The following is a 25,264-nucleotide window of genomic DNA, read 5'->3' as shown; positions in this document are numbered from 1 at the left end:
CCGCGTCGTTCGCCGATCGTTTCAGATCATACTGGCCGAGGCCAGCGTCGGCGGGGGATTTTTTCAACGGCCTGCTAGTGTAGCGGCCATGCGGCGGCGCGCCCTCCGCCGCAGGCCGGCGCGAGCCGGTGCTGCGGTCCTGCCCGCCCCGCGGCGGTGGTGCCTACTCTGGCTTGATGTCGATGCGCCGGACGACCTCGGCCCACTTCACGATGTCGCGTTTCAGCGTGGCCTCGGCTTCGTTGCCGGTCTGGCCCACCGGCGTGAGGTCGAGCGAGGTCAGGCGCTGGCGTACCGGGGCTTCTTTCAGGATGTCGGTCACTGCTTGCTGCAGGGCCTGGAGCACGGCGGCCGGCGTTTCCTTGGGCGCCATCAGGTATTGGTTGAAGGAAGCGTCGATGTTGGGCAGGCCGACCTGCGGCAGGGTGGGGACCGAAGGCGCCATGGGCGAGGGCCGGGCCGAGGACACGGCCAGCGCCGTCAAGCGGCCGGCCTGGACATTGGGGAGCACCGTGGGCGTGGCGAGGAAGCCGCAATCGACCTGGCCGCCCATGACGTCGGTCATGGCGGGGCTGGGCCCTTTATACGGCACGTGCGTCATGGCGACCCGGGCGCCGCTCAGGACCAGTTCGGCGGCCAGGTGGCCGGGCGAGCCTTGGCCGCCGGAAGCGTAGGTCATGGGAGACTGGCGCGCGCGGTTGATCAGCTGCTCCATGGTCGTGATCTTGAGCCCCGCGTTGCACACCATCATCTGGTTGAAATTGGCAAGCAGCGACACCGGGACGAGATCCGTCCTGGGGTCGAAATCCATCTTCTTGTAGATGTGGGGATTGACCGTGACTACGGTATCGGGCGTGACCAGCAGGGTGTAGCCGTCCGGCGCGGCCTTGGCCACTTGCAGCGCGGCCAGTCCGTTGTTCGCCCCCGCGCGGTTTTCCACGACGAAGGTTTGCTTGAATCGGTTGCCCAGCCGTTCGGCCACGACGCGCGCCACCATATCGGACGGAGCGCCGGGCGGCGAGCCGACCAGTATGCGTACCGGTTTGGTGGGGTAGCCGGCCTGCGCTTGGACGACGGCAGGGACGGCAAGCATGGCGACGGCCAGGAGGGCTGGTCGGAAAGTAGGCATGGTCTCGCTCCTGATGTTTTGGGGCGAGTTTATTTTGTTATTTTGGTTATGAAAAATGAAAAAAATGAAGAGTTGATTTCCTTCTAGTTATTATGCGGGCTGGTCACTCGCGACTTCCCATGCACGAGCAAGGCATTTCCACCGGACTAGGACGCATCAAGCTGCGGCACCTGCAGTGCCTGGTCGCCATCGCGGCGCACCGGCACATGGGCCAGGCCGCGGAAGCGCTGGGTATTTCGCAGCCGGCCGTCTCCAAGACGCTTGCCGAGCTCGAGGACGTGGTCCAGGCCCAACTGGTGATCCGCAGCAAGCGCGGCGTCTGGCTGACGGAGAAAGGCCAGGTCTTGCTGCGCTATGCGGGCAGCAGCCTGCGGACGCTGCGCGAGGGGCTCGATCATATTTCTTCCACCGTGCGGGACGAAGTGGCCGTCATCGCCATCGGTACGCTGCCGACGGTTGCGCCCACCATCGGGCCCATGGCGGCCAGCGTCTTCAAGCGCAGCTGGCCCTCGGTCCGGCTCAGCGTCCACACCGGTGTCAACGCCGGCCTGCTGGCGCTGCTGAGGCGAGGCGAACTGGACCTGGTTCTGGGCCGCGTGGCCGAGCCCTCCGAAATGCTGGGGCTCTCGTACGAACACTTGTACGAGGAACCGGTGGTGATGGTGGCCAGGCCCGGGCACCCGCTGGCCGGCGCGCCGCGGGTGGAGCCGGCGGAAGTGGCCGCCTGCGGCATGGTGCTGCCGCTACCGGGCACCGCCATTCGCCGCACGATCGATTCCTACCTGGTCCGGCATGGCGTGGGCTTGGGCCGCGCAGCCATCGAGACCTTGTCCGATGCCTTCGCACGCGCCTACGTGGCCCATACCGACGCGGTCTGGATGATTGCGCTGGGGGTCGTCGAACATGACCTGCGTGCGGGCAGCCTGGTGCAGCTGGCTTGCGATACCAGCAATACCTCTGCTTCGGTGGGGCTGACGCTGCGCAGCGATTCGGTTCCATCGCATGCGGTCAAGGCGCTGATCGAATGTATCCGGGCGGCGGCAGCCCTCTGGCGCAAGCGGGCCGGCGACGCGGTAGGGGACATGGCGGACGAGCCGGGTTGAACGGCCGCGGGCCGCTCCCCATGCAACGGCGGCCCGGGCAAAAGGACAGCCGCTCAGCTGGCCAGTGCTTTCTCGATCGCGGCGTGAAACTCGGCCTTGTCCGGTTCACCCAGGTAGCGCTTGATGATGCGGCCCTGCTTGTCGATCAGGAACGAGGTCGGCGTGAGCTTGACGTCTTCGAAGCTGCGGGCGATCTCGCCCATCGGGTCGAGCGCGACCTTGAAGGGCAACTGGCGCGTCTGCGCGAAATTCAGCACGTAGTTGGCCGGGTCGTAGCTCATGGCGACCGCGATCATTTCGTAGCCTTGCGGCGCGTACTTGTTGTAGGTCTCGACCATCATCGGCATTTCCTTCACGCAGGTCACGCAGCTGGTGGCCCAGAAGTTGACCAGCACGACCTTGCCGCGCAGGCTTTCGGTGGTGATGGACTCGCCGTGGATGGAAGTGAAGGTGGTGTCGGGCGCCTTCGAGGCCGGGGCCAGGGTGAACCAGGCGCCGGCGGCGGCCAGCAACGCGACTGCCACGATCGCCGCCAGCTTGGCGACGCCGCGTTGGGCGCGGGCCAAGCCCGCGGTTCCGTAGGGAGCTGGAGTAGGCATATCGGTCGATCCGTTTTCAACGCGGCGCGTCAGCTTGCGGCCGCCTGGTCCTGTTCCGCCTTGACCTTCGAGAGGTCTTGCAGTTCCTCTTCGGTAATGTAATCGAATACCTTCACGACCTTCTTGACGCCGCTCACGCCGGCCGCGATCTCGGCGCCGCGCCGGCCTTCGCGCTCGGTGACACGGCCCATCAGGTGGGCCACGCCGTTCTCGACGACGATGCGGAACGAGTTGGCGAAGAGGTCCTTGGCATCCACCAGCGATGCCTTGATCTTGCCTTCGATGAAGACATCGTTCGAGCGTGTGGCCAGCGAGGTGGGAAGCCCGACCTGCAATTCGTTCACGACCGCGCGGACGTTCTCGACGCCCTTCACTTGTTCTTCGGCATCGCGCTTGGCCGCTTCGCTCGGGACTTCGCCGGTGAGCAGCACCTTGCGGTTGTAGACATTGACGTTGATGTGGCCCTTGTCGCCGTAGCGGCCGGAAAGGCGGTTGCTTGCCTTGAGCTGGATGTTCTTGTCCTCGACCTGGATGCCGACGGTGCGGCGGTCCGTGGCCGCCATGGTGCCGACATAGGCGCCGCCGAGGACGATGGGTGCGCAGGCCGACACGGCCCATGCGGAGCTTGCCACCATGACCGCCAGAACCAGCGGGCGTACCGAAACGGCCGGTTTACGAAACATCAGAGATCTCCCAGCAGTTGAGCGTCGATGCCGTCGCACAGCGCGTGCAGCAGCAGAATGTGAACTTCCTGGATGCGCAGGGTGCGGTCGTGCGGCACGCACAGGTGCACGTCGTCTTCGGTCAGCATCTGCCCGATCCGGCCGCCGCCCTTGCCCGTCAGGGCGATGACGCGCAGCTCGCGCGAATGGGCGGCCTCGATGGCTTCGATGACGTTGGCCGAATTGCCGCTGGTGGAGATCGCCACCAGGACGTCGCCCGGCTGGCCGAGCGCGTTGACTTGCTGGGAGAACACGCGGTCGTAGCCGAAGTCGTTGCCGACCGCGGTCAGGATCGAGGTGTCGGTGTTGAGCGCGATGGCAGCCAGGGGCAGGCGCTCGCGTTCGAAGCGTCCGACCAGCTCGGCCGCGAAATGCTGGGCATCGGCGGCGGATCCGCCATTGCCGCAAGCAAGGATCTTGCCGTTGTTGGACAGGCAGAACACGAGGGCATCCACGGCAGCGGCGGTGGGCGCGGACATGGTGTCCTGGCAATGCTCGAACAGCGCGACGGCGTCGCGGAAATGGTTGGCGATACGGGCGATAAGGTCCATGCCGGAATTATCTCATGCAGGGAGGACGACCGGCTTGCCGGCGCTGCCGGCAAGTATGACCGCTGTAACCGGGCGTGACGCCTGGCGGCGACGCCGCATGGTTTCGAGCGGTTCCGGCAATGATAGTTTCCCTTGGCTTGTTCCGGGCGATCTGCCTGCGGCTGGCCGTTGCGTCATTGCGCCGAGAATGCATGGCGTATCCAGCGCGGAGGCCCGTCGGCCTCGAATGCCAGCACGTCGAAGCGGCAAGGCGGTGCCGGGCCCCGCCACCGCGCCTGCAGGAAGTAGCGGGCAGCGCGCACCAGGCGGACCTGCTTGGCGGGTCCGACGCTTGCGGCCGCGCCCCCGTAGCGATTACCGGCGCGGGCCCGGACTTCCACGAAAACCAGCACCGGACCGTCGCGCATGATGAGGTCGATCTCCCCCGCGCGGCACGCCACATTGCGCGCCACGGGCTGCAGGCCGGCTGCGCGCAGGAAGTCCAGGGCGCGGCGCTCTGCGCGGTCTCCCGCCTGCTGCATGGGCGATCGGCGAGCCGGCGCGGTGGCGGCAGCCGGCCGGGACGGCGGCTTGCGTGCGCGCTTGCGTGCGGCGCGACGTTGCGCCGCATGAGCCAGGGCAAAGAGGGTTTCGTCTTCAGCCAGGGGCGGGCCAATGCCGCGAACGGACGTCATTGCCGCCCTCGCGGTATTCTGCGCACATGGACAAGGAATTCGAAGCAAGCGGCCCCGCGGCCGGGGCGTGGGAACGGCTGGCGGAAAAGGTCGCCGGACAGCACTGGCCCGCCCCCGCGCTCTATGTCGTGGCCACCCCCATCGGCAACCTGGGGGACTTGAGCCTGCGCGCGCAGGCCTGTTTGCAGCGGGCCCACGTGATTGCCGCCGAGGACACCCGCATGACGCGTCCCTTGCTGGACGCATGGGGCATAGGCACGCCTTTGATGGCTGCCCACCGGCACAACGAGGCCCAGGCGGCGCAGGCCATTATCGGCCGCCTGGCCGCTGGCGAACGGGTGGCGCTGGTGTCGGACGCCGGCGCGCCCGGTGTCAGCGATCCGGGGGCGCGCGTCGTGCGCGAGGTACGCGCCGCGGGCTATCCGGTGGTGCCGGTGCCCGGCGCGAGCGCCGTCATCGCCGCGCTGATGGCCAGCGGCGCGACGTCCGACGAGAATCCCGCCTTCGTCTTCGCCGGGTTCCCGCCGCCGAAAGCCGCTGCGCGCCAGAAATGGCTGGCCCAGTGGTGCGGGCTGCCGGCGCCGGTGGTCATGTATGAGTCGCCGCACCGGATGCCGGCCACGCTGTCCGACCTGCTGTCGGTATGCGGCGCGGAGCGCCGGATTACCGTGGCGCGCGAACTGACCAAGCGGTTCGAGGAGATCGCCACGCTGCCGCTGGGCCAGGCGCAGGCCTGGCTGGCCGGGCACCCGCAGCGCGCCCAAGGCGAGTTCGTTTTGATCGTGGAGCAGGCGCCGCCGTCTCCGGCCGATGAGCTCGACGGGCGCGCGGACGAGGTGTTGCGGGCCTTGCTGGACGTATTGAGCGTGCGCGATACCGCAAAGGTGGCCGCCCGCATCACCGGCCAACCTCGGGACGCGCTGTACGCCCGTGCCCTGGCCTTGAAGGAAGGCTAGTCCCGCGCGGTGCCGCCGCGCGGCGGATGGGTAGGCACGAGGCGCGGGGCGGAACCAGGGCATGGGGAGCAACGTGGAGGTCAGGGGTCTCCAGCATGCCCGAAGCGGTAGGCCCGCGGCGGCGAGCTAGGATGCCGATGTCCTTCAAGCCGGCGCGGCGGACGGCGTGGCCGATTCGCCGGCCCCCAGCGTGGCCGAAATGCCGGCGGCCGCCTTCATCAGTTCGCGCACGGTATCCGGGTCGGCCCGTGCCGGCAGGTAATGGATCGATGCCACGATGGCGAGCGCCCCGAACAACGAACCGTCTGCCTGGAATATCGGGGCGGCCAGCGCGTTGATGCCGGTGAAGATCTCTTCCGGCGCTTCGGCCCAGCCGCGCTGTTGCACGAGCTGGATCTCGGCCCGCAACCGGTCGGGATCGGTGATGGTGTGGGGCGTGCTGGCAGCCAAGGGTTGCGACAGGACCGCTTCCCGCAGCGGGGACGGGCCGAACGCCAGCACGATCTTGCCCTGGGCCACGGTATGGAAGCCGGGAAACTGCGTGCCCGGGTTCAACAGAATCTCCAGCGCGCTGCGCCCGCGTACCAGATCGAGCACCACGACCTTGTTCGGGTCGAACGTGGTGATGACTACCGTCTGCCCGACGCGATCGCGCAGGTCTTCCATGATGGGCTTGGCCAGCGACACCACGTCGAATTGCTGCACCAGCTTGCGTCCCAGCAGGAACAGGCGCCAGCCTATCCGGTAGCGGCTGGTGCGCTTGTTCTGCGTCACGTACCCCTGCTCGCGCAGCGCGCTCAGGTGGCGGTGCACGCGTGCCTTGGGCAGTCCCAGGCGTTCGGCCAGCTCGGTGACCCCGCATTCGGTTCCCTGTGCCGCCATCGTTTCCAGGATCCGCAGCGACATGACGGACGTCGACGACACCGGGGCATCGGTTCCTGCCGGCGCCAGCGGCCGTCCCGGAGCGCTCCCTGCGGGGCGGGAAGAGTCGGCCGCCGGTTCGGGCGGGGCAAGGTCCGGGGTCGGGGGGGAGGGCGCAGGCATGGGAATCGGAGTCGGTCGTGGCTGATACGGCGAAAATCTGTGTCGTCGGCCGCAGGCTTGCCGCTGCCGGCGGCCGGCGAGGGTCAGGGCAGGGTCAGCATGCGTTCGCCATACACATGATAATGCTGCCGCTTGGGCTTGCCGGCGTCTTCCGGCAGGACGTAGCGGATCGAACTGCGCAGCCGGCAGCCCTGGGGCAGGATGAAACAGCGGATGAAGCTGGTGTCGGTGGACTCGGTGGTGGGGGCCAGCACCGGCGCGTGACCCAGTTCGAACCATGCCGACCCGGCCGGGTGTACGGTGGTCTTGCCCTGGGTCTCGATGGTGATTTCTCCCTTCAGGCAGCAGCGGATTCCCGGCCCTTGGTGAACGTGGGTGAGGGCAACGCCGCCGGGCGGGAAGTCCACGCGGTCGCAGCGCATCAGCCAGTCGAATTGTTCGTCGAGCTCGATTTCCTGTTGCAGCTTGAGGTCGGAGCTCGTAGCAGGCGCGCTGCGCAGCGCGCCTGAAGGGGCGTCAGGCGCCACCAGCTCCCATCGCCACAGCACCGCGTTTTCTTCGCCGGCGGTCAGCGCGATCTGGTCCTGCCCTATCCACGCCGACTCCGGCCCATGGTGTTGGGTGCCTTCGGGAAACTCGACGGTGATGCCGCCTTCGACGACATAGACGGACCGGCCCGCCCTGGGCAAATACACCGGCGCATGGCCAGCGGGAATCCGGTCTTCATAAAGCCTGAGCAGGTACGTGCGCATGAGATGACTCCTTGGTAGAGACGGCGGGCCTTCGCCAAGACCCGTCATCTTGTATCGATAGACAATACGTTCGTATTATTTATCGTAAACCACAGTCGTTTAGCTTGGGAATGTTGGGATAGAATATTTATCGATACATAAGTATCGACTATCGATACGAAGGAGACGCAGTCATGGCTTCCCGGGCGACGGCACTGCCGCACGCAAACGAAAAGTGGTATGTAGGGCGCACCAAGGAGCAGTGGCGCGCTTTCGGATCCGCCTACATCGGGTGGATGCTGGACATCATGGACTTGATGCTGTTTGCCATGGTGATCACGCACATGCGGGCGGAATTGAACTTCGACAGCGGCGCGGCCGGCGTCATCGCTTCGATGACGCTGCTGGCCACCGCTTTCGGCGGGTTGATATTCGGCTTCCTGGCCGACCGGCTGGGGCGCACCCGCTCGCTGGTGTTGAGCATCCTCTGCTATTCCGTGGGCACCGCCTTGTGCGGGTTCTCGCAGAACGTGACCCAGCTGCTGATCTTCCGCTTCCTGCTCGGTCTGGGCGTAGGCGGCGAATGGTCCGCCGGCGCGGCCTTGGTTACCGAAACCTGGCCGGCCCAGCACCGCGGCAAGGTCATGGCCTGGGTGCAGAGTGCCTTCGCCGCGGGCTACGCGCTGGCGGCGGTGGTGGCGGCCCTCGTGCTGCCGACGCTGGGTTGGCGCTGGGTATTTGCGGTGGGCTTGCTGCCGGCGCTGTTCGCGTTCTGGGTACGCCGCCATGCCGCCGAGCCCGAAATCTGGAAAGGGCAGAAAGAGCGGTTGGGAGTCGGCGCGACGCTGCGGCTGCTCTTCGGCGAGCACCTGCGCAGTACGCTGGTCGGGTTCGCGTTCACCGCCGCGGCCATGTGCGGCTACTGGGGCTTGTTCACCTGGATTCCCACCTATCTCGCCACGCCGGTGAGCGACGGCGGCGCGGGCCTGGACCTGACCAAGTCCACCACCTGGATCGTCATCATGCAGGTGGGGGCGGCGCTGGGCTTCATCTGCTTCGGCTACATCGCGGACCGCATCGGCCGCCGCATGGCCTTCATCCTGTTCTTCCTGCTCTCGGCCATCTGCGTGCCCTTGTACGTACAGATCGATTCCAGCCTCGTGCTGCTGGCCTTCGGCCCCTTGGTGGCGTTCGTGGGCACCGGGTTCTACAGCGGTTTTGCGCCGACCTTCGCCGAGCTGTTCCCGACGCAGATCCGCGCCACGGCGCAGGGCTTCATCTACAACGCCGGGCGCGCCACCAGTGCGCTCGCCCCGGCCGCGGTCGGCTTCTTCTCTGCCACCCACGGCGTGGCCAGCGCGTTGGCCGCGACGGCGGGATTCTTCGCGCTGGCGGCGGTCATCGTCTACTTTTTCCTGCCCGAGACCAAGGGCGGCGAATTGGCATAGCGGAAATATCCGGGCCGCCTCCGTGCGGCCCGGCCCCCGTTCAGCGCACCACGATGACCGGCGAGATATCGACCCGGGCCTGCAATCGCTGGGCCGCCGCCTGCGCGCTCTCGCGGGTGGGGTAGGGACCGATATGGATGCGGTGAAGGCTGCCGGTGTTGACGATGCTCAGGGGTTCGGTCCAGTCCGCCAGCTGGCTTCTGAGCCGCGCCAGCAGATCTTCCGCATTGCGCTGCCCGCTGAAGGCGCCCACCTGCAGGTACACGCCCGACTGCGGCATCGCGGCCACCGGCATGGCGGACGACGCCGGCACGGCCACGCCGGTGGCCGCGGCAGGGTTGGGCGCGGCGCCCGTGGAAGGCGGCGGGTTCGAGGCGGCAACCAGCGGCGGCAGCTCGCGCACCGGCGCGGACGATGCTTGCACCGCGACGGGCAGGGCAACGGTTTCGGCCGCCGTATCGGCGCTGGCCGGCGCGCCGGGTGCCGAGGCCAGCATCGGCCCGCTTTCGCGCTCGGCCCGGATGCGGGCGATTTCCTCGGGCATCAGCAGCTCGACTTCCACTTCCCCGCTGCCTTGTGCCAGCAGGCCCAGCTTGTATGCCGCCGTGTAGGACAGGTCGATGACCCGGTTGTCATGAAACGGCCCGCGGTCGTTGACCCGCACGATGATCGACTTGCCCGTGGCCACGCGGGTCACGCGCGCGTAGCTGGGAATGGGCAGGGTGGTGTGGGCCGCCGTCATGGCGTACATGTCGTAGATCTCGCCGTTCGAGGTGCGCGCGCCGTGAAACTTGCGCCCGTACCATGACGCAATGCCGCGCACCTTGTAAGGCTGCAGCGACGTGCGGGGCACGTAGCGCTTGCCGAAGATGACGTAGGGCCGGTTCGGGCCGCTGGCCAGCGGTTCGACCGCGGGGAGCGGATCCTGCACCTGGTCGAGATTGGCGGGCGGGTTGGCGGGGGGGCCGTCGTCCTTGTAGTAGCCGCCGCCCCCCGAACCGGAACTGGAAGGCGCCTTGGGGGTGCTGCCGCATCCTGCCAGTGCGAGGGTGGCGCAGACCGCGATCCAGAGCAGGGGACCGGGACTTCCGCGGGATTGGCGGCTGGTTGTAGGGATAGCGCCAAGGCGGAAAGTCCGGTCGTTCTGCTTCATGTTCTAGGATCCTGATTGCGGTGGTCTGGCAAGCGGCGGGATCTCGTGGCCGCCGCCAGGATCATAAAGGTCGAATTGCTTTTGTGCACGGTGGCGGACCAGCACCTGGCCCTGTCCGGCGAACATCGCGGCGAGTTGTTCCACCACGTAGACCGAGCGGTGCGTGCCGCCGGTGCACCCGATCGCCACGGTCAGGTAGCTGCGCGTGTCGTGCATGTACTCGGGCAGCCAGGTGCGTATGAAAGCGGCGATGTCCTCGATCATGCGGCCCACATTGGGAATGCCGGCCAGGAACTGCGCCACGGGCGCATCCCGCCCGGTCAGCGGGCGCAGCACCGGATCATAGTGAGGGTTGGGCAGGCAGCGCACGTCGAACACCAGGTCGGCGTCGAGCGGCACCCCTTGCTTGAAAGCGAAGGATTCGAAGGTCAGGACCAGCGGTACCGTATCGGCCTGGACGACGTTGCGTATCCAGGAGCGCAGCTGGGACGGCGTCAGCCCCGTGGTATCGATGACGTGGCCCAATTCGCGCAGCGGACCGAGCAGTTCCCGTTCGTGCGCAATGCAGGCCTCGACCGATGGCGCGATGCCTTCGTGGAAGAGTTTGTCGGTAAGCGGATGGCGGCGGCGGGATTCCGAATAGCGCTGTACCAGCGTACCGGTGTCGGCGTCGAGGAAGACGACGCGGATTTCCGTGCCGAGCGCGCGCAGTGCGGTGATAGTGCCGGGCAATCCCGCGATCGCGCCGCTGGAGCGGGCATCGATCGACACGCCCACCCGCTGCAGTCCGTCGTCGCGCGCGGCGGCGATGAAATCATGCAGAAAGCGCACGGGAAGGTTGTCGACACAGTTGTAGCCGGCATCTTCCAGCGTACGAAGGGCCACGGACTTGCCGGAGCCCGAGATGCCGGTGATGAAAACGACGCGTAGCACGATCTCGATTTTGCCTGCGCTAAGAAGAAACGTCCAATGATCGCCGGGCGTTGCGCGCTACGCGCGCAATGTCATTCCCCATTCTGAATCGCGTCCATCTGCCGCTCCATGAACTCCGCCATGGTATCGATGCCGCGCAACTGGAGGATGGCGTTGCGCACGGCGGCTTCGACCAGCACGGCGAGGTTGCGCCCGGCAGCGACCGGAAGCACCACTTTGCGTATGGGCAGGGCCAGGACTTCCTGGGTCATGGCTTGCAGCGGCAGGCGTTCGAAATTGGCCTCGGGCGAGGTCGTGCGTACCAGGTGGACGATGAGCTTGAGCTTCATCTTCCGCCGCACCGAGGTCTCGCCGAAGATGGCCCGGATGTCGAGCAGGCCGAGCCCGCGCACTTCCAGCATGTTCTGCAGCAGAGGCGGGCAGCGGCCTTCGATGATATTGGGGGCGATGCGCGAAAACTCCACGGCATCGTCAGCCACCAGGCCGTGGCCGCGCGAAATCAGTTCCAGCGCCAGTTCGCTCTTGCCGAGTCCCGATTCGCCGGAAATCAGCACGCCCATGCCGAGTACGTCCATGAACACGCCATGCACGGTCGTGACCGGCGCCAGCTTCTTGGCAAGATAGATGCGCAGCAGGTCGATGACCTGGGCGGCCGAACGCGGCGAAGCCAGAAGCGGCACGCCGTGGTTTTCGCAATGCTCGAGCAGGTCGGCCGGCGCGGCAAGCCCGTCGGCCATGATGATGGCCGGCACGCCGCCGGCCAGGAGCTCGTCGAGGTGATGCGCGCGCCGCCGTGCTTCCAGTCTTGCGTAGAACGCCAGTTCCTCGTGGCCGAATACCTGGATCCGGGTCGGATGGATCAGGTTGAGGTGTCCCACCAGGTCAGCGGCCGCCAGGCAGGTGTCGGGCAGCGGCGAACGATTGGCATTGGAGCGCCCCGCCAGCCAGCTCAGCGAAATCTTGTCGGTGTTGTCGTCGACCAGTTTCTCGATAGTCAGCATCGGGGCACACGAAGGAAAGCGGCCGACCGGGCGGCGGGATCAGGCCTCGGCATTGGACTGGGCCGGTTCCCAGTGAGTCAGCAGCGAATGGATCGCGCTGGCGGAGGGTTCGGTCGCCAGGGCTTCGCGCAGCGCGCGGTTGGACAACATCTGGGCCAGTTCGGACAGGATTTCCAGGTGCACCTGCGTGGCCTGCTCGGGCACGAGCAGGAACACCAGAATTTGCACCGGCTTGCCGTCCGGGGCATCGAAATTGATGGGCTGGGCCAGGCGCACGAACGCGGCCACCGCATCGTTCAAACCCTTGATGCGCCCATGCGGCACGGCTACGCCCTGGCCCAGGCCGGTAGAGCCGAGGCGCTCGCGAGCAAACAGGCTGTCGAAAACCACCGACCGGGCAATGCCGTGGTTGTTCTCGAACAAAAGGCCGACTTGTTCGAACACTCGCTTCTTGCTGGTGACTTCCAGATCAAGCAGCACGTTCGAGGGGGGGAGTATCCGCGAGATCAGATTCATAGCATATGCGCCGGTCTGCCGATACAACTTCGGACAACAGATGGACCGGGCGACATCTTTGGAGAGAGGTCGATTATAGCCACGGGGCGGGGTCTGTCACGAAAAGCGGCATTTTTCTGCTGCCCATGGCGACTATGTTCCACGTACCGGCGGATCCGGTTGTGCCGGTCCACCGGTACGGCGCTTCGGCAAGTCCTCATCCAGGCCGGTTCTAAGCCCCCGCAGGGCTGCCGCGAGGCGGCCGGGGCTCGGAATGAAGGACGCGCGACGCGCCTGGGGAACGGGTGTCGTTACACCGGCGGTATATCAGCGGCCAGCTGCCTTTTGGGCGCTTCCTCGATCCTGGGGTGCCGGACTTTGTCCTTGTACTTGAGCACTTGCCTGTCCACCTTGTCCACCAGGGCATCGATGGCGGCATAGAGATTTTCTTCTTGGGCCTCGCAGTGGACGTCCTTGCCTCTGAGATGCATGGTGATTTCAGCGCTGTGACGCAGTTTCTCCACGGACAGCAGTACCTGGATATCGATAACGTGATCGAAATGCCGCAATACTCGCGTGAGCTTGTTCAGCACGTACTCACGTATGGCGGGGGTCACGATGAGGTGATGTCCGCTGATGCTCAGATTCATGTAAAGCCCTCCTTCAAGCGATGTACCGGGATTGCTCCCGGGCCCGCGCCGACGTCCGCAGGCGTCGGCGCATGGTGACACGCGCGTGCCACTTTGCTTGCGTCGCACCGGCTATCCGGTGGTGGCCACGCAAACGGAGTGGCGGGCACATGCATTCCAGCGGTTGATTCAAAGATGGGCGCTCATGCGGGCCTTTCAAGTACGGTGTAACCCGGCATACCTCATAGGGTGACGGATATGCACCGTATATCGCGTACCGGGGTGATGAACCGCGATGAACTAAATGCTCTTGCGGTGGGACACCGGCGGAATCTTGAGGGCTTCGCGGTATTTGGCCACGGTACGGCGGGCCACGACGATGCCTTGTTCCCCGAGCATCTGCGCAAGTTGGCTGTCGGATAATGGCCGGGTGGGGTCCTCCGCACTGATGAGTTGCTTGATCAGCGCACGAATCGCCGTGGACGATGCCGCGCCGCCTGTTTCCGTGGCGACGTGGCTGCCGAAGAAATACTTGAGTTCGAACGTCCCGAGCGGGGTAAGCATGTATTTCTGCGTGGTCACACGCGAAATCGTCGACTCGTGTAGACCTAGTGTATCTGCTATTTCGCGTAATACAAGAGGGCGCATGGCGACCTCGCCGTGATTCAGGAAACCCTGCTGGCGGTCGATGATGGCCTGCGCGACGCGAAGTATGGTGTCGAAGCGTTGTTGTACGTTGCGGATCAACCAGCGTGCTTCCTGCAGCTGCGAAGAGAGGCCGGCGTTCGCGGGGCTGCGCTCGGATTTCAGGATCTGCGCATACATCTGGTTGATGCGCAGTCGCGGCACGGCATCGCCGTTGAGCATAGCCCGCCATTGATTGCCGACCTTGCGCACGATTACGTCGGGAACGACGTAGTCCGCCGCGGGTGACGAATAGCGCGAGCCCGGGCGCGGGTCCAGCCGGCGGATCAGGGTCTGGGCCGCCCGCAATTGGTCGTCGGTGCAACCCAGTGCCTTGCGCAGCTTGGCGTAGTCGCGCGCCCCCAGCAGCGCGAGATGATGGGCCGAGATATTCCGGGCCAGGTCCAATACCTGGGCATCGCGCGCCTCGGGCAGGCAAGCGAGATCGGGCTCCCGCAGTTGCAAGCACAGGCATTCGGAAATGTTGCGCGCGCCCACGCCAGGGGGGTCGAAGGATTGCAGCAGGCCGAGCGCCGAGCGCAGTTCGTCCGCCTCGATCTCCAGTTCAGCCGGGAAGAGCCCGGCGATTTCTTCGAGCGAGGTATCGAGGTAGCCGTTGTCGTCGAGCTCATCGATCAGCGCCGCCACCAGCGCGGCATCGCGGTCGGACGCCTGGGTCAAGGACAATTGCTCGAGCAGGTGTTCGCGCAGCGACGCGGAGCGGGCGGCGAGCTGGGGGGCGGTATCGTCGTCGTGTTCGCCGCCGGGCCGGTATAGCTCCGGCATGTCGGGCAGCTCGTGGGCCTCGTGCGCCTCGCTCGCGGCGCTCGTATCCACGGCCTCGCCCGCCGCCTCGCCGGCGTCTTGTGCGCCGGCGTCCGGCGTGGACGCGTGCATGCTGCCGTCCGCATCGACGTGCAGCGCGCCGGCTACCGGATCATCCTCGCGTTCCAGCAGCGGGTTCTCCTGCAGGATCTGTTCGATCTCGTGTTCGAGTTCGAGCGTGGATAGCTGCAGCAGCTTGATCGACTGCTGCAGGGCCGGCGTCAGCGCGAGATGCTGTGAGGTTCGAAGTTGAAGTCCGGGTTTGAGCATGGGCACCGCTTACATGCGGAAGTGTTCTCCCAGGTAGACCCGGCGTACCGCCGGATCGCCCACGATTTCCTCGGGGTGTCCGCTGGCCAGAACCGTGCCGTCGCTGATGATGTAGGCGCGGTCGCAGATGCCCAGGGTCTCACGCACATTGTGGTCCGTAATGAGCACCCCTATGCCGCGGCTCTTGAGGAAACGCACGATGCGCTGGATCTCGATGACGGCGATCGGGTCGACGCCGGCGAACGGTTCGTCCAGCAGGATGAAGCGCGGATTGGTAGCCAGCGCCCGCGCGATTTCGACCCGGCGGCGCTCGCCCCCGGAAAGCGAGATCGCGGCGTTGCTGCGGATATGCCCGATTTGCAGTTCGTCCAGCAAGGATTCCAGGCTCTCGTCCACTTCGCGCGAGGTCAGCGGCTTGCCGTCGTTGTCGCGCTGCAGTTCCAGCACCGCCCGTATGTTTTGTTCTACGTTCAGGCGCCGGAACACGGACGCGTCCTGGGGCAGGTAGGACAGCCCGAGCCGCGCGCGCTTGTGGATCGGCAGGCTGGTGACCGAAGTGCCGTCGATGTCGATGCTACCGGCGTCGGCCGGCACCAGCCCCACTATCATATAGAAGCAGGTGGTCTTGCCCGCGCCGTTGGGCCCGAGCAGCCCGATCACTTCGCCGCCGTCCACGTGCAGGGAAACGTTCTTGACCACGGTGCGGCCCTGGTAGGACTTGCGCAGGCCTTCGGCGCGCAGGCGGCCCTCGCTCTTGGAGGATTCTTGCGGGCGTTCGACCTCGGCCGCGTCTACGGCGTCAATGTACTTTCTTGCACTCATTTGGATGCCTTGCCGGAGGTCGGAGGGCAGCCGGCCGCCGGCGCGGGGGTGCCGGAGGCCGCCTCGCCGCGCGGCTGGATGATGGTGCGCACCCGCCTGTTGGCCGTGGGCGCCTGCGGCCCGCCGGTAGCGGTATAGGTTTCGGTGCGCTGGTTGTACGTGACACGCTGGCCGCGCACTTCGTCCACCATTTGCTCGCATGCCAGCCGCTTGACCACGGCACGCGAGATGAAATGGATGAGCTCGTTGCGGCCGTCGTATTCGACGCGTTCGGCAACGCCTTCGATGTACTCGTTGGTCCCCTCGCGCCGTTGCCGCACGTTGACCAGTTTGCCGCTGTTGGCGGTGGCCACGCCGTATTGATAGCCTTCGGCGTCTTCACGCAGTTCCAGGCGGTCCGAGCGCAGGATCAGCGAGCCCTTGGTCAGCACGACGTTGCCGGTGAAGATGCTCGTCTGCTTCAGGTCGTCATAGCGCAGGGAATCGGCATCGACCGTCGTGGGCTGCGCGTTGTCGGCGCGCGCCGCGACGGCCTGGCCTGTGCATGCGAGGGCCGCCAGGGCGAGCAGGGCGGCGGCTGCGGAGAATCGATGATGTGGCACGATGTTCTTATCCTTTGGATGGCCGGCGCGTTGCCGGCGGCGTCGGTGCCGGCGCCCCGCCGGGCATGATTTGCACCCGCGTCTGGTTGTTGACCGTCAACTCGCGCGAGACGTTGTCGTATCGCATGCCGCGCCCCTGGATGTGGGTGGAGCCATTCACCACGTTGGCCGGCAGGTCGGTAAAGGCGACGTCCTCGTCGGGCAGCAGGGTCACTTCCTCGCTGCGTACGTCCAGCAGCGGTCGTCCCTGGCCGGGCAGGCGCCGCAGCTGGGCATCGCCGCGCAGGACCACGCGCGCCCCGTCCTGGTCCATGCGCGCGTGCTGCGACGACGCGGTCATGGTCGAGCGCTCGGGCCGCTGGCTGACCGCCCGGAATTGCGTCACTTCCGAGGAGTCGTCGTCCGGATAATGCTCCAGCAGGTCTCCTTCCATACGGGTGGTGGGCATGCCGTTCTTGTCGCTGCGCACCATGACGAAATTCTCGGCGTAGGAGTCGATCTCGTGCGTCAGCCGGCGCGGCGGATCCTGCACCACCGCCCGCTGCGCATAATCCGCCGCCCACCAGGTGCCCGCCACGAGCGCGGCCAGCAACGCCACGGAAACCCAGGAAGCCAGTCTCTCCTGCATATCTGTTCCCCCTACGCGCTACGCGCGCCCCCCAGGGGGCGGCACTGGCGGACCGTGTCTTTCCGAGCCGCAGCGCCACCATTCAAAACGTCGCCACCCAGACCCAGGGCACCGCGGATCCGGCTTTGCCGGTCCGCCAGTGCCGCCCCCTGGGGGGCGCGCGTAGCGCGTAGGGGGGGGCTACCTCTCATTGCGGGGACCCCGAGGTTAGCGTGGTGCGGGCGCGGGTCGTGATGTAGCCGCCCAGGCGGCCCTGGGCGGCCAGGATCACGTCGCAGCATTCGCGCGCGGCGCCGTTGCCGGCCGGGCGGGTGGCTACCCAGTGGGCAGCCTGCGAGACGTACACGGGCGCTTCGGCCACGCTGGCGGCAAAGCCCACGGCGCGCATGACGGTCAGGTCGATGATGTCGTCGCCCATGAAACCGATTTCCTCGAGTTCGAGGCTGTGGCGCTGCGCCAGCGCGATGACGGCGGCGTTCTTGTCGCGCACGCCTTGCTGGACCTCGGAGATGCCGAGTTCGGCTGCGCGCCGGGAAACGGTGGGCGAATCGCGCCCGGTCATGAAGGCGACCTCGACGCCGCTTTCGTGCAGCATGCGCAGGCCGAAACCGTCCAGGGCGTGGAAGCGCTTGATGGTCTCGCCGTGTTCGCCGTAGTAGAGCCTGCCGTCGGTCAGGACGCCGTCGACGTCGAAAATCATCATCCGCAGCCGCGAGGCGCGTTCACGGACGTCTTGCGGCACACGGGCCAGGATCAGCGCTTCGGCCGGATGGGGAGTGAGAGGAATCGCCATGGAACGTCAGAGCACCTTAGCTGCCATCAGGTCGTGGGTATTGAGGGCGCCGACCAGCTTGCCCTTGGCATCGAGCACCAGCAGCTGGTTCTTGCGGTTTTCGTCCATCAGCGCCGCCGCCTCGGTGGCCAGGGCGTCGGGGCCGATGAACAGGGGGTTGCGCGTCATGCCGGCAACTACCGTAAGGCTGCGGATGTCGCCTTCGCGCTCGATCAGCCGGCGCAAGTCGCCATCGGTGAAGATGCCGACCACCCGGTCGCCATCCACCACCGCCGTCATGCCCATGCTCTTGCGCGTGATTTCGACCAGCGCTTCGGTGACCGAGGCGCTGACCGGCACGATGGGGAGGTCCTTGCCGGTGCGCATGACGTCGCTGACATGGGTCAGCAGCCGCCGGCCCAGCGCCCCGCCCGGATGCGAACGGGCGAAGTCTTCCGGACCGAAGCCGCGGGCTTCCAGGCAGGCGACTGCCAGGGCATCGCCCAGCGCCAGCGCCGTCGTCGTGCTTGCCGTGGGAGCCAGGTTGAGGGGGCACGCTTCCTGCGGCACGCTGGCATCCAGGTGCACGTCGGCCAGCAGGGCCAGTTCGGAGTCGGGATTGCCGGTAATGGCGATCAGTTGCGATCCCAGGCGCTTGACCAACGGTACGATGGTGAGGAGTTCCGCCGTCGTGCCCGAGTACGAAATCGTGACCAAGACGTCCTTGGCGGTGATCATGCCCAGATCGCCGTGCACCGCCTCGGCGGCGTGCACGAAGAAGGCCGGGGTGCCGGTGGAGGCGAAGGTGGCCGCGATCTTGCGGGCGATATGGCCCGATTTGCCGATGCCGCTGACCACGACGCGTCCCGGGCAGCCGAGCAGGATGTCGACCGCGCGCACGAAGGTGCGGTCGAGGCGGTCGGACAGGGCCTGGAGCGCTTCGATTTCCACCGCCAGCGTACTGCGGGCCGAGTCGATGACGTCGACGGGCCCGGGGGTGCCGGGAACGTATACGTTGGACGTGCCGTTGTCTGAGGTGTTCATGATGGGGTCCGAACCGTTGCCAGAGCCGGCAAAACAGGTGTGCGCCGGCAACGCGGCAACGGTCATTCAATTGCGACGATCTACCAGTATAGTAGCAAGGGCATGATCCTTGCTTCGCGTTCTTTGCGTTAAAGTGCATCCTCCGTTCCCGGGCGCCTGAATCCCGGTTTTTCCGTCTTTTTCCTGGCCGAGCCGCCCATGTTCCTGGACCCGAACTACATCCGCGATCGCATACGCACGGTGCCCGACTGGCCCGAGCCGGGCGTGCTGTTTCGCGACATTACGCCGCTGCTGCAGGATCCCCGCAGCTTCCGCGTGCTGATAGAACTGTTCGTTTACCGCTACATGAACCAGCGCCTCGACCTGGTGGCGGGTATCGATGCCCGCGGATTCATCGTCGGCAGCGTGATCGCGCACGAGCTGAACCTGGGGTTCGTGCCGGTACGCAAGAAAGGCAAGCTGCCCTACGACACCATTGCCGAGCAATATTCCCTCGAATATGGCAGCTCGTCGGTGGAAATGCATGCCGATGCCGTACGGCCGGGGCAGCGCGTCCTGCTGGTGGACGACCTGGTCGCCACCGGCGGCACCATGCTGGCCGGCATGAAGCTGTTGCAACGGCTCGGCGCCAACGTGGTCGAGGCCGCCGCCGTCATCGACCTGCCCAAGCTGGGCGGGTCGGGCGCCATCCGCGCTTCGGGCCTGAACCTCTATACCGTCTGCCAATTCGACGAATAAGGCCGCATGGCCGCCGGGCGCTGGCCGCGCCTGGGGGCGACACCAGCGGCCACCGCACCCGCTTCGCCGTCGATCAGCCCGTTTTCTGCCGGGCCTTGCGTGCCGGCCGGGCCGCCGGGGCCGGCGCGCAGGGCGCCAGATACTTCTTTAGGTAACTGCCCGTGTAGCTCGCGGCGACCTCGGCGATTTCCTCCGGCGTGCCCTGGGCCACGATCTGGCCACCGCCGTCGCCGCCTTCCGGCCCCATGTCGATGATCCAGTCCGCGGTCTTGATAACGTCGAGATTGTGCTCGATCACGACCACGGTGTTGCCGGCGTCCACCAGGTGCCCGATGACCTCCAGCAGCAGCGAGATGTCATGGAAATGCAGCCCGGTGGTGGGCTCGTCCAGGATATAGAGGGTGCGGCCGGTGCCGCGCTTGGAGAGTTCCTGCGATAGCTTGACCCGCTGGGCTTCCCCGCCCGACAGGGTCGTCGCGCTTTGCCCCAGGCGGATGTAGCCCAGGCCCACGTCGATCAGCGTCTGCAGCCGCCGTGCGATGGCGGGCACGGCGTCGAAGTAATCCAGCGCCTGTTCGACCGTCAGGTCCAGCACCTCGCTGATGTTGCGCCCGCGATAGCGGATTTCCAGCGTTTCGCGGTTGTAGCGGCTGCCGTGGCAGACATCGCAGGGAACGTAGATGTCGGGCAGGAAGTGCATTTCCACCTTGACCACGCCATCGCCCTGGCAGGCCTCGCAGCGTCCGCCCTTGACGTTGAAGCTGAAGCGGCCGGGGTCGTAGCCGCGCGCGCGGGCCTCCGGAACGCCAGCGAACAATTCGCGTATCGGCGTGAACAGCCCGGTATAGGTGGCCGGATTGCTGCGCGGCGTACGGCCGATCGGGCTCTGGTCCACGCTGATGATCTTGTCGAAATGCTCCAGCCCTTCGATCGACTCATAGGGCGCGGGCTCGGTCTGGCTGTTGTACAGATGGCGCGAGACCACGTTGACCAGCGTATCGTTGATCAGCGTGGATTTGCCGGAACCCGACACGCCGGTGACGCACACCAGGCGGCCGGCCGGGACGCGCAGGTCGACGCCCTTCAGGTTGTTGCCGGTACAGCCTTTGAGTTCCAGCCACGCCAGGTCTTCCTGCCCGTGCACCGGCCGGCGCGCCGGGATGGGGATGGACTTCTGGCCGCTCAGGTACAGGCCGGTGAGCGACTTCGGGTCGGCCACGATCTGCGCCGGGGAACCCTGCGAGACCACTTCGCCGCCGCGCTCGCCCGCGCCGGGGCCCATGTCCACGACCCAGTCGGCTTCGCGGATCATGTCTTCGTCGTGCTCGACCACGATCACGCTGTTGCCCAGGTTGCGCAGGTGGCGCAGCGTGGCGATCAGCCTGTCATTGTCGCGTTGGTGCAATCCGATGGACGGCTCGTCCAGCACGTACATCACGCCGGTCAGCCCCGAGCCGATCTGGCTGGCCAGCCGTATGCGCTGCGCTTCCCCGCCCGAAATGGTGTCCGCGCTGCGATCCAGCGATAGGTAGCTCAGGCCGACGTTGTTGAGGAAGGTCAGGCGGGCCGATATTTCGCGCACGATCCGGTCCGCAATCTCGCGCTTGGCGCCGGTCAGGGCCAGTCCTTCGAACCAGTCCAGGCAATCGGCCAGCGGCAAGGCTTCCAGTTGATAGATGGCGCGTCCATAGTCGCCTTCTCCGACCTTGACGTTGCGAGCCTCGGCGCGCAGCCGCGAGCCATGGCAGTCCGGGCAGGTCTTGACGTTGCGGTACTTCCCCAGCTCTTCGCGCACCGTGGCCGACTCGGTTTCCTTCCAGCGGCGCTCGAGATTCGGAATCACGCCTTCGAAGGGATGCGAGCGGACCGTCGTGCGGCCTTTCTCGTTGACATAGGTAAAGGCGATTTCCTGGTCGCCCGAGCCATAGAGAATGCGCTGCCGGATCTCCTCGGGCAGCTCGTCGAAAGGCGTCTCGACATCGAAACCGTAGAAAGCCGCCAGGCTGGTCAGCAGCTGGTGGTAGAACGGATTGCGCCGGTCCCAGCCGCGGATCGCTCCGCCGGCCAGGCTGAGTTCTGGAAAGGCCACGACCCGTTTCGGATCGAAGAACCCCACGTGGCCGATGCCATCGCAGCTCGGGCACGCGCCAATGGGGTTGTTGAAGCTGAACAGCCGGGGTTCCAGTTCCGGCAAGCTGTGGCCGCATACGGGACAGGCATAGCGGCTGGAGAAAAGATGCTCGCGCGGGGGCCCGGCGTCGAGTTCCAGCACGATCGCCCGGCCTTCGGCCAGGCCGATGGCGGTCTCGAAGCTTTCCGCGAGGCGCTGCTGCGCGTCGGGCCGCACCCGCAGGCGGTCGATGACCACGTCGATGCTGTGCTTTTCATTCTTCTTGAGCGGCGGCACGCTGTCGATGTCCATCACCTCGCCGTCCACGCGCACCCGCACGAATCCCTGGGCCTGCAGGCTGGCCAGGTCGTCTTCGAAGCTGCCCTTGCGGTCGCGGACCAGCGGCGCCAGGATGGCAAGGCGGCTTTCGGGCGGCAGCGCCAGCGTAATGTCCACCATCTGGCTTACGCTTTGCGCTTGCAGCGGCAGATGGTGATCCGGGCAATAGGGCGTGCCCACGCGGGCGAACAGCAGCCGCAGGTAATCGTGGATTTCGGTGACCGTGCCGACGGTCGACCGGGGGTTGTGGCTGGCGGCCTTCTGCTCGATGGAGATCGCCGGCGAGAGACCCTCGATCAGGTCGACTTCCGGCTTGTCCATCAATTGCAGGAATTGCCGTGCATAGGCCGACAGGCTCTCGACGTAGCGCCGTTGCCCCTCGGCATAGAGTGTGTCGAACGCCAGCGAGGATTTCCCCGAACCGGACAGCCCGGTGATCACGACGAGCTGGTGGCGGGGCAGCTCCAGCGATACGTTCTTCAGATTGTGGGTGCGGGCACCCCTGATGCGGATGACATCCATCAAAGCCTGTTCCCGAGCCGGTCTGCAAAAAAGGCAACTTGGTAATATAACCCCCCCGTACGTGCTGACGCACGCCCCCCAGGGGGGCGGCGCCGGCGGACCGGCGGAGCCGGATCCGCGGCGCCCTTGGTCGCGATGGCATTCTTCTGTGGCGACGAATGACTTCCTCTTCCTTTCGCATGACCTCCTTCGAGCGCCGGGCCAGTTTGTCGCTGGCGGCGCTGTTCATGTGCCGCATGCTCGGGCTGTTCTTGCTGCTGCCGGTGTTTGCCGTGGCGGCCAAGGGGCTGCCGGGCGGCAGCGATCCGGCGCGGGTCGGGCTCGCGCTGGGCATGTACGGGCTGACGCAGGCCTTCATGCAGATTCCCTTCGGGCTGGCGTCGGACCGCTGGGGGCGCCGTCCGGTGGTCGTTTTCGGGTTGGTGTTGTTCGTGATCGGCAGCGTGGTGTGCGCGGTCAGCGACGATTTGTTCTGGATCACGATCGGTCGTGCCATCCAAGGGGCGGGCGCGATTTCGGCGGCGGTGACGGCGTGGCTGGCCGACGCGACGCGCGACGAGGTGCGGACCAAGGCGATGGCCATGGTGGGCGCGTCCATTGGATTGACTTTTGCCGTATCGCTGGTGCTGGCGCCGGTGCTGGTCGGGTGGGGCGGTCTCACCGGCCTGTTCTGGACCATCGCCGCGCTGGGCGTGGCCGCGCTTGCCGTGGCGGCATGGGTCGTTCCCGCCGCGCCGCCCGCGCCGCGCGTCGCGTCCGTTTCCATGTCCAGCGTGCTCTCCCATCCCGACCTCGTGCGCCTGAACCTGGGCGTGTTCACGCTGCACCTGATCCAGGTCGCATTATTCGTGGTCGTGCCGGCATCGCTGGTGCATGCCGGCGGGCTGGAGGCCAGCTCGCTGTGGAAGGTTTACCTGCCCGTGGTCCTGGGCTCGTTTGTCGTCATGGTGCCGGTGATCGGCGTGACCGAGCGTTTCGCTACCCATCGCAAGACGCTGCTCGCCGCCATTGGCGGCCTGGTGCTGGTCTGCTTGTTACTGACCTGGGCGCAGCAGCACTTCGCGTGGCTGGTCGCCGCCTTGGTTCTTTTCTTCTCGGTATTCAACATCCTCGAAGCGATGCAGCCGTCGCTGGTGTCGCGCGTGGCCCCGCCCGCGCTCAAAGGCCTGGCGCTGGGGTTCTACAACACCAGTCAGGCGATCGGTCTTTTTGCCGGCGGCGCGCTGGGCGGCTGGCTGCTCTCGCACCTCGGGCCGGCCGCGGTGTTCCAGGCCGCGGCAACGTTGGCCGTGATATGGCTGCTGGCCGCGTGGGGAATGAGGCCCCTGCCGGCACGCACGGCGCGAAGCGTGGCCGGTTAGCCGGGAACGAGGGCGGATCGGACGGGTCCGCACTGTTTTATCCAGGCGCAAGCTATCTGCGCGAGCCCCCGCGATAGCGCCGGGTCCAACGCCTGTTTTCCGCCCTTCGGGGCGGATGTATCGGTCACACTGTCCCGGTAAAATGGCCATCAGGTGCGGTAAGCTTACGGCTGAACAATTTTTTTAGTCCCAGGGCAGTTGCTCGGCCTGGGCAGGAGTGTGGTCATGGCATCTGTCAACAAAGTCATCCTCGTCGGCAACCTGGGCCGCGACCCCGAAGTTCGCTACACGCCCGACGGTGCCGCGATCTGCAACGTGTCCATCGCCACCACGTCCACCTGGAAAGACAAGAACTCCGGCGAACGGCGCGAGGAAACCGAATGGCACCGCGTCGTGTTCTACAACCGCCTGGCCGAAATCGCTGGCGAATACCTCAAGAAGGGCCGTTCCGTCTACGTGGAAGGCCGCCTGAAAACGCGCAAGTGGCAGGACAAGGACACCGGGGCCGATAAATACACCACCGAAATCGTCGCCGACCAGATGCAGATGCTGGGCGGCCGCGAAGGTGGCGGCGGTGGTGGCGAAGGCGGCTACGGCGAGTCCGCGCCGGCCCCGCGCCAGGCCAACCGGCCCGCGGGCGGCCAACGCCCCGCGGCGTCATCCAGCGCGGCACCCAACTTTGCGGACATGGACGACGATATTCCGTTCTAAGGCCGCACCGCTGCGGCAGCCAGCGGTCCCAGGCCAGCGTATCCTCCAAGCCTCGCTCCGAAGCTCGCCCCGAAGCCCTGCCATTACGGCGGGGCTTTTTGTCAGCCCTGCCGCCATCCCGCATAGGTGGCGATGCCCAGCAGGGTCATGGCCACCGAACCACCCACATGGGCGAGGACGGACGCCGCCAGCCAGCCCAGCCGCTGCTGCTGGATCAGCGCGACCAGCTCGGCAGAGAAGGTCGAGAACGTGGTCAGGCCGCCGCAGAATCCGGTGATCACCAGCAGGCGCCAGTGCGGGGAAAGCGCGGGATGGCCGGCGAAGTAGGCGATGGCCAGGCCGATGATGTAGGCGCCGATCAGGTTGGCAGCCAAGGTACCGGGCGGCAAGCCGGGGAGCAGGGCGTTCAGGCCCAGCGCCAGCCCCCAGCGGCACAGCGCGCCGATAGCCGCCCCCACTGCGATGGCAATTACCGCGAGCAGCATAATGCGATCCGAGAGGAAGGCAGTCCGGCGTCCGTTCCGGGACGCATGCTCCGTGCGCCGGCGGCGGAATGGAGGCGGGAGCAAGGGGGCGGGGCACGCCGGGCTGGCGACGAGGAGCAGGAAGCGGTCATGGGACGCGACGGGTGACGGGCGGGAATGCCATCTCCGGAGGCAGTTTATACG

The 25,264-nt window shown here is 66.4% G+C and carries 26 protein-coding genes; 6 read left to right on the top strand and 20 right to left on the bottom strand.

The features are described from left to right. Nucleotides 1-163: 163 nt before the first annotated feature. Nucleotides 164-1,129: a Bug family tripartite tricarboxylate transporter substrate binding protein gene (locus QHC78_RS19590; RefSeq protein ID WP_319747574.1), complete on the bottom strand. Its 966-nt coding sequence runs from the start codon at nt 1,127-1,129 to the stop codon at nt 164-166. 119 nt (nt 1,130-1,248) lie between these two features. On the opposite strand from QHC78_RS19590, the gene pcaQ reads away from it, so the two are divergent. Next, nucleotides 1,249-2,232 (top strand): pca operon transcription factor PcaQ, encoded by a 984-nt coding sequence (gene pcaQ, locus QHC78_RS19585; RefSeq protein ID WP_319747572.1) that lies wholly within the window; start codon nt 1,249-1,251, stop codon nt 2,230-2,232. Nucleotides 2,233-2,285: 53 nt separating this feature from the next. On the opposite strand, the gene QHC78_RS19580 is transcribed toward pcaQ, so the two are convergent. The 4 genes from QHC78_RS19580 to QHC78_RS19565 form a co-directional block, all read right to left on the bottom strand. Continuing rightward, on the bottom strand, nt 2,286-2,831 hold the full coding sequence (locus QHC78_RS19580; RefSeq protein WP_319747570.1) for a TlpA disulfide reductase family protein: 546 nt from the start codon (nt 2,829-2,831) through the stop codon (nt 2,286-2,288). Nucleotides 2,832-2,860: 29 nt separating this feature from the next. After that, nucleotides 2,861-3,514, bottom strand: a complete 654-nt coding sequence (locus QHC78_RS19575) for a BON domain-containing protein (protein ID WP_319747568.1) — start codon at nt 3,512-3,514, stop codon at nt 2,861-2,863. Further along, nucleotides 3,514-4,104, bottom strand: a complete 591-nt coding sequence (locus QHC78_RS19570; RefSeq protein ID WP_319747566.1) for a phosphoheptose isomerase — start codon at nt 4,102-4,104, stop codon at nt 3,514-3,516. Before QHC78_RS19570 ends, QHC78_RS19575 begins: the two co-directional genes overlap by 1 nt. Before the next feature lie 173 nt (nt 4,105-4,277). Then, entirely contained in the window at nt 4,278-4,778 is a 501-nt protein-coding gene (locus QHC78_RS19565) for a YraN family protein (RefSeq protein WP_319747564.1), read from the bottom strand. A gap of 26 nt (nt 4,779-4,804) precedes the next feature. Between QHC78_RS19565 and rsmI the strand changes: the two genes are divergently transcribed. Then, a complete protein-coding gene (rsmI, locus tag QHC78_RS19560; protein ID WP_319747562.1) occupies nt 4,805-5,734 on the top strand; it encodes a 16S rRNA (cytidine(1402)-2'-O)-methyltransferase in 930 nt (309 codons plus the stop codon). Between the two features lie 144 nt (nt 5,735-5,878). Here rsmI and QHC78_RS19555 read toward each other — a convergent pair whose 3' ends face one another. Beyond that, entirely contained in the window at nt 5,879-6,658 is a 780-nt protein-coding gene (locus QHC78_RS19555; RefSeq protein ID WP_319747560.1) for an IclR family transcriptional regulator, read from the bottom strand. A 203-nt stretch (nt 6,659-6,861) separates the two neighbouring features. Beyond that, nucleotides 6,862-7,530: a cupin domain-containing protein gene (locus QHC78_RS19550; RefSeq protein ID WP_319747558.1), complete on the bottom strand. Its 669-nt coding sequence runs from the start codon at nt 7,528-7,530 to the stop codon at nt 6,862-6,864. Between the two features lie 173 nt (nt 7,531-7,703). Between QHC78_RS19550 and QHC78_RS19545 the strand changes: the two genes are divergently transcribed. Further along, nucleotides 7,704-8,957, top strand: a complete 1,254-nt coding sequence (locus QHC78_RS19545) for an MFS transporter (RefSeq protein WP_319747556.1) — start codon at nt 7,704-7,706, stop codon at nt 8,955-8,957. Nucleotides 8,958-8,997: 40 nt separating this feature from the next. Here QHC78_RS19545 and QHC78_RS19540 read toward each other — a convergent pair whose 3' ends face one another. The 11 genes from QHC78_RS19540 to QHC78_RS19490 all read right to left on the bottom strand — a co-directional run bounded on the left by QHC78_RS19540 (nt 8,998) and on the right by QHC78_RS19490 (nt 18,815). After that, complete coding sequence (locus QHC78_RS19540) at nt 8,998-10,110, bottom strand: septal ring lytic transglycosylase RlpA family protein (RefSeq protein WP_319747554.1); 1,113 nt, start codon at nt 10,108-10,110, stop codon at nt 8,998-9,000. Nucleotides 10,111-10,113: 3 nt separating this feature from the next. Continuing rightward, a complete protein-coding gene (gene rapZ, locus QHC78_RS19535) occupies nt 10,114-11,043 on the bottom strand; it encodes an RNase adapter RapZ (RefSeq protein ID WP_495886040.1) in 930 nt (309 codons plus the stop codon). A 71-nt stretch (nt 11,044-11,114) separates the two neighbouring features. Next, nucleotides 11,115-12,044, bottom strand: coding sequence for an HPr(Ser) kinase/phosphatase (gene hprK, locus QHC78_RS19530; RefSeq protein ID WP_319747553.1), 930 nt, complete (start codon nt 12,042-12,044; stop codon nt 11,115-11,117). A gap of 39 nt (nt 12,045-12,083) precedes the next feature. Beyond that, complete coding sequence (ptsN, locus tag QHC78_RS19525; RefSeq protein ID WP_319747551.1) at nt 12,084-12,560, bottom strand: PTS IIA-like nitrogen regulatory protein PtsN; 477 nt, start codon at nt 12,558-12,560, stop codon at nt 12,084-12,086. A gap of 290 nt (nt 12,561-12,850) precedes the next feature. Then, nucleotides 12,851-13,189, bottom strand: a complete 339-nt coding sequence (gene hpf / locus QHC78_RS19520; RefSeq protein ID WP_319747550.1) for a ribosome hibernation-promoting factor, HPF/YfiA family — start codon at nt 13,187-13,189, stop codon at nt 12,851-12,853. A gap of 279 nt (nt 13,190-13,468) precedes the next feature. Then, the gene (locus QHC78_RS19515; protein ID WP_319747549.1) at nt 13,469-14,947 is read right to left on the bottom strand and encodes an RNA polymerase factor sigma-54; all 1,479 of its coding nucleotides are present in this window, start codon (nt 14,945-14,947) and stop codon (nt 13,469-13,471) included. A gap of 9 nt (nt 14,948-14,956) precedes the next feature. Continuing rightward, complete coding sequence (lptB, locus tag QHC78_RS19510; protein WP_319747547.1) at nt 14,957-15,769, bottom strand: LPS export ABC transporter ATP-binding protein; 813 nt, start codon at nt 15,767-15,769, stop codon at nt 14,957-14,959. Beyond that, nucleotides 15,766-16,371, bottom strand: a complete 606-nt coding sequence (lptA, locus tag QHC78_RS19505; RefSeq protein ID WP_319747545.1) for a lipopolysaccharide transport periplasmic protein LptA — start codon at nt 16,369-16,371, stop codon at nt 15,766-15,768. Before lptA ends, lptB begins: the two co-directional genes overlap by 4 nt. Nucleotides 16,372-16,378: 7 nt before the next feature. After that, nucleotides 16,379-16,999, bottom strand: coding sequence for an LPS export ABC transporter periplasmic protein LptC (gene lptC, locus QHC78_RS19500; protein ID WP_319747543.1), 621 nt, complete (start codon nt 16,997-16,999; stop codon nt 16,379-16,381). Nucleotides 17,000-17,186: 187 nt separating this feature from the next. Beyond that, nucleotides 17,187-17,792 carry a KdsC family phosphatase gene (locus tag QHC78_RS19495; RefSeq protein ID WP_319747541.1) on the bottom strand — a complete coding sequence of 202 codons (606 nt, stop codon included), beginning with the start codon at nt 17,790-17,792 and terminating at the stop codon, nt 17,187-17,189. A 6-nt stretch (nt 17,793-17,798) separates the two neighbouring features. Next, on the bottom strand, nt 17,799-18,815 hold the full coding sequence (locus tag QHC78_RS19490) for a KpsF/GutQ family sugar-phosphate isomerase (RefSeq protein WP_319747539.1): 1,017 nt from the start codon (nt 18,813-18,815) through the stop codon (nt 17,799-17,801). A gap of 198 nt (nt 18,816-19,013) precedes the next feature. On the opposite strand from QHC78_RS19490, the gene QHC78_RS19485 reads away from it, so the two are divergent. Continuing rightward, complete coding sequence (locus QHC78_RS19485) at nt 19,014-19,553, top strand: adenine phosphoribosyltransferase (RefSeq protein ID WP_319747537.1); 540 nt, start codon at nt 19,014-19,016, stop codon at nt 19,551-19,553. Nucleotides 19,554-19,626: 73 nt separating this feature from the next. Here QHC78_RS19485 and uvrA read toward each other — a convergent pair whose 3' ends face one another. Continuing rightward, entirely contained in the window at nt 19,627-22,524 is a 2,898-nt protein-coding gene (gene uvrA / locus QHC78_RS19480; protein WP_319747535.1) for an excinuclease ABC subunit UvrA, read from the bottom strand. 158 nt (nt 22,525-22,682) lie between these two features. On the opposite strand from uvrA, the gene QHC78_RS19475 reads away from it, so the two are divergent. Next, nucleotides 22,683-23,885, top strand: coding sequence for an MFS transporter (locus tag QHC78_RS19475; RefSeq protein WP_319747534.1), 1,203 nt, complete (start codon nt 22,683-22,685; stop codon nt 23,883-23,885). Between the two features lie 225 nt (nt 23,886-24,110). After that, nucleotides 24,111-24,596, top strand: coding sequence for a single-stranded DNA-binding protein (gene ssb, locus QHC78_RS19470; RefSeq protein WP_319747532.1), 486 nt, complete (start codon nt 24,111-24,113; stop codon nt 24,594-24,596). 101 nt (nt 24,597-24,697) lie between these two features. Here the strand turns inward: ssb and crcB are convergent, their stop codons facing one another. After that, a complete protein-coding gene (gene crcB / locus QHC78_RS19465; RefSeq protein ID WP_319747530.1) occupies nt 24,698-25,081 on the bottom strand; it encodes a fluoride efflux transporter CrcB in 384 nt (127 codons plus the stop codon). Between the last annotated feature and the right edge of the window lie 183 nt (nt 25,082-25,264).

The organism is Pigmentiphaga sp., assembly GCF_033795525.1.
In the GTDB taxonomy this organism is placed as follows: domain Bacteria; phylum Pseudomonadota; class Gammaproteobacteria; order Burkholderiales; family Burkholderiaceae_B; genus Pigmentiphaga.
This window is presented reverse-complemented; position numbering and strand designations above follow the sequence as displayed.

Excerpts from the sequence above, each read along its gene's own strand:
- hpf (WP_319747550.1), bottom strand. The coding sequence starts at position 13,189 with ATGAATCTGAGCATCAGCGGACATCACCTCATCGTGACCCCCGCCATA.
- QHC78_RS19540 (WP_319747554.1), bottom strand. The coding sequence starts at position 10,110 with ATGAAGCAGAACGACCGGACTTTCCGCCTTGGCGCTATCCCTACAACC.
- hprK (WP_319747553.1), bottom strand. The coding sequence starts at position 12,044 with ATGCTGACTATCGAGAAACTGGTCGACGACAACACCGACAAGATTTCG.
- QHC78_RS19590 (WP_319747574.1), bottom strand. The coding sequence starts at position 1,129 with ATGCCTACTTTCCGACCAGCCCTCCTGGCCGTCGCCATGCTTGCCGTC.
- QHC78_RS19495 (WP_319747541.1), bottom strand. The coding sequence starts at position 17,792 with ATGGCGATTCCTCTCACTCCCCATCCGGCCGAAGCGCTGATCCTGGCC.
- lptB (WP_319747547.1), bottom strand. The coding sequence starts at position 15,769 with ATGAGTGCAAGAAAGTACATTGACGCCGTAGACGCGGCCGAGGTCGAA.
- QHC78_RS19550 (WP_319747558.1), bottom strand. The coding sequence starts at position 7,530 with ATGCGCACGTACCTGCTCAGGCTTTATGAAGACCGGATTCCCGCTGGC.
- QHC78_RS19475 (WP_319747534.1), top strand. The coding sequence starts at position 22,683 with ATGACTTCCTCTTCCTTTCGCATGACCTCCTTCGAGCGCCGGGCCAGT.
- crcB (WP_319747530.1), bottom strand. The coding sequence starts at position 25,081 with ATGCTGCTCGCGGTAATTGCCATCGCAGTGGGGGCGGCTATCGGCGCG.
- uvrA (WP_319747535.1), bottom strand. The coding sequence starts at position 22,524 with ATGGATGTCATCCGCATCAGGGGTGCCCGCACCCACAATCTGAAGAAC.
- pcaQ (WP_319747572.1), top strand. The coding sequence starts at position 1,249 with ATGCACGAGCAAGGCATTTCCACCGGACTAGGACGCATCAAGCTGCGG.
- QHC78_RS19565 (WP_319747564.1), bottom strand. The coding sequence starts at position 4,778 with ATGACGTCCGTTCGCGGCATTGGCCCGCCCCTGGCTGAAGACGAAACC.
- QHC78_RS19580 (WP_319747570.1), bottom strand. The coding sequence starts at position 2,831 with ATGCCTACTCCAGCTCCCTACGGAACCGCGGGCTTGGCCCGCGCCCAA.
- QHC78_RS19570 (WP_319747566.1), bottom strand. The coding sequence starts at position 4,104 with ATGGACCTTATCGCCCGTATCGCCAACCATTTCCGCGACGCCGTCGCG.
- QHC78_RS19515 (WP_319747549.1), bottom strand. The coding sequence starts at position 14,947 with ATGCTCAAACCCGGACTTCAACTTCGAACCTCACAGCATCTCGCGCTG.
- rsmI (WP_319747562.1), top strand. The coding sequence starts at position 4,805 with ATGGACAAGGAATTCGAAGCAAGCGGCCCCGCGGCCGGGGCGTGGGAA.
- QHC78_RS19485 (WP_319747537.1), top strand. The coding sequence starts at position 19,014 with ATGTTCCTGGACCCGAACTACATCCGCGATCGCATACGCACGGTGCCC.
- QHC78_RS19575 (WP_319747568.1), bottom strand. The coding sequence starts at position 3,514 with ATGTTTCGTAAACCGGCCGTTTCGGTACGCCCGCTGGTTCTGGCGGTC.
- QHC78_RS19490 (WP_319747539.1), bottom strand. The coding sequence starts at position 18,815 with ATGAACACCTCAGACAACGGCACGTCCAACGTATACGTTCCCGGCACC.
- QHC78_RS19545 (WP_319747556.1), top strand. The coding sequence starts at position 7,704 with ATGGCTTCCCGGGCGACGGCACTGCCGCACGCAAACGAAAAGTGGTAT.
- ptsN (WP_319747551.1), bottom strand. The coding sequence starts at position 12,560 with ATGAATCTGATCTCGCGGATACTCCCCCCCTCGAACGTGCTGCTTGAT.
- lptC (WP_319747543.1), bottom strand. The coding sequence starts at position 16,999 with ATGCAGGAGAGACTGGCTTCCTGGGTTTCCGTGGCGTTGCTGGCCGCG.
- ssb (WP_319747532.1), top strand. The coding sequence starts at position 24,111 with ATGGCATCTGTCAACAAAGTCATCCTCGTCGGCAACCTGGGCCGCGAC.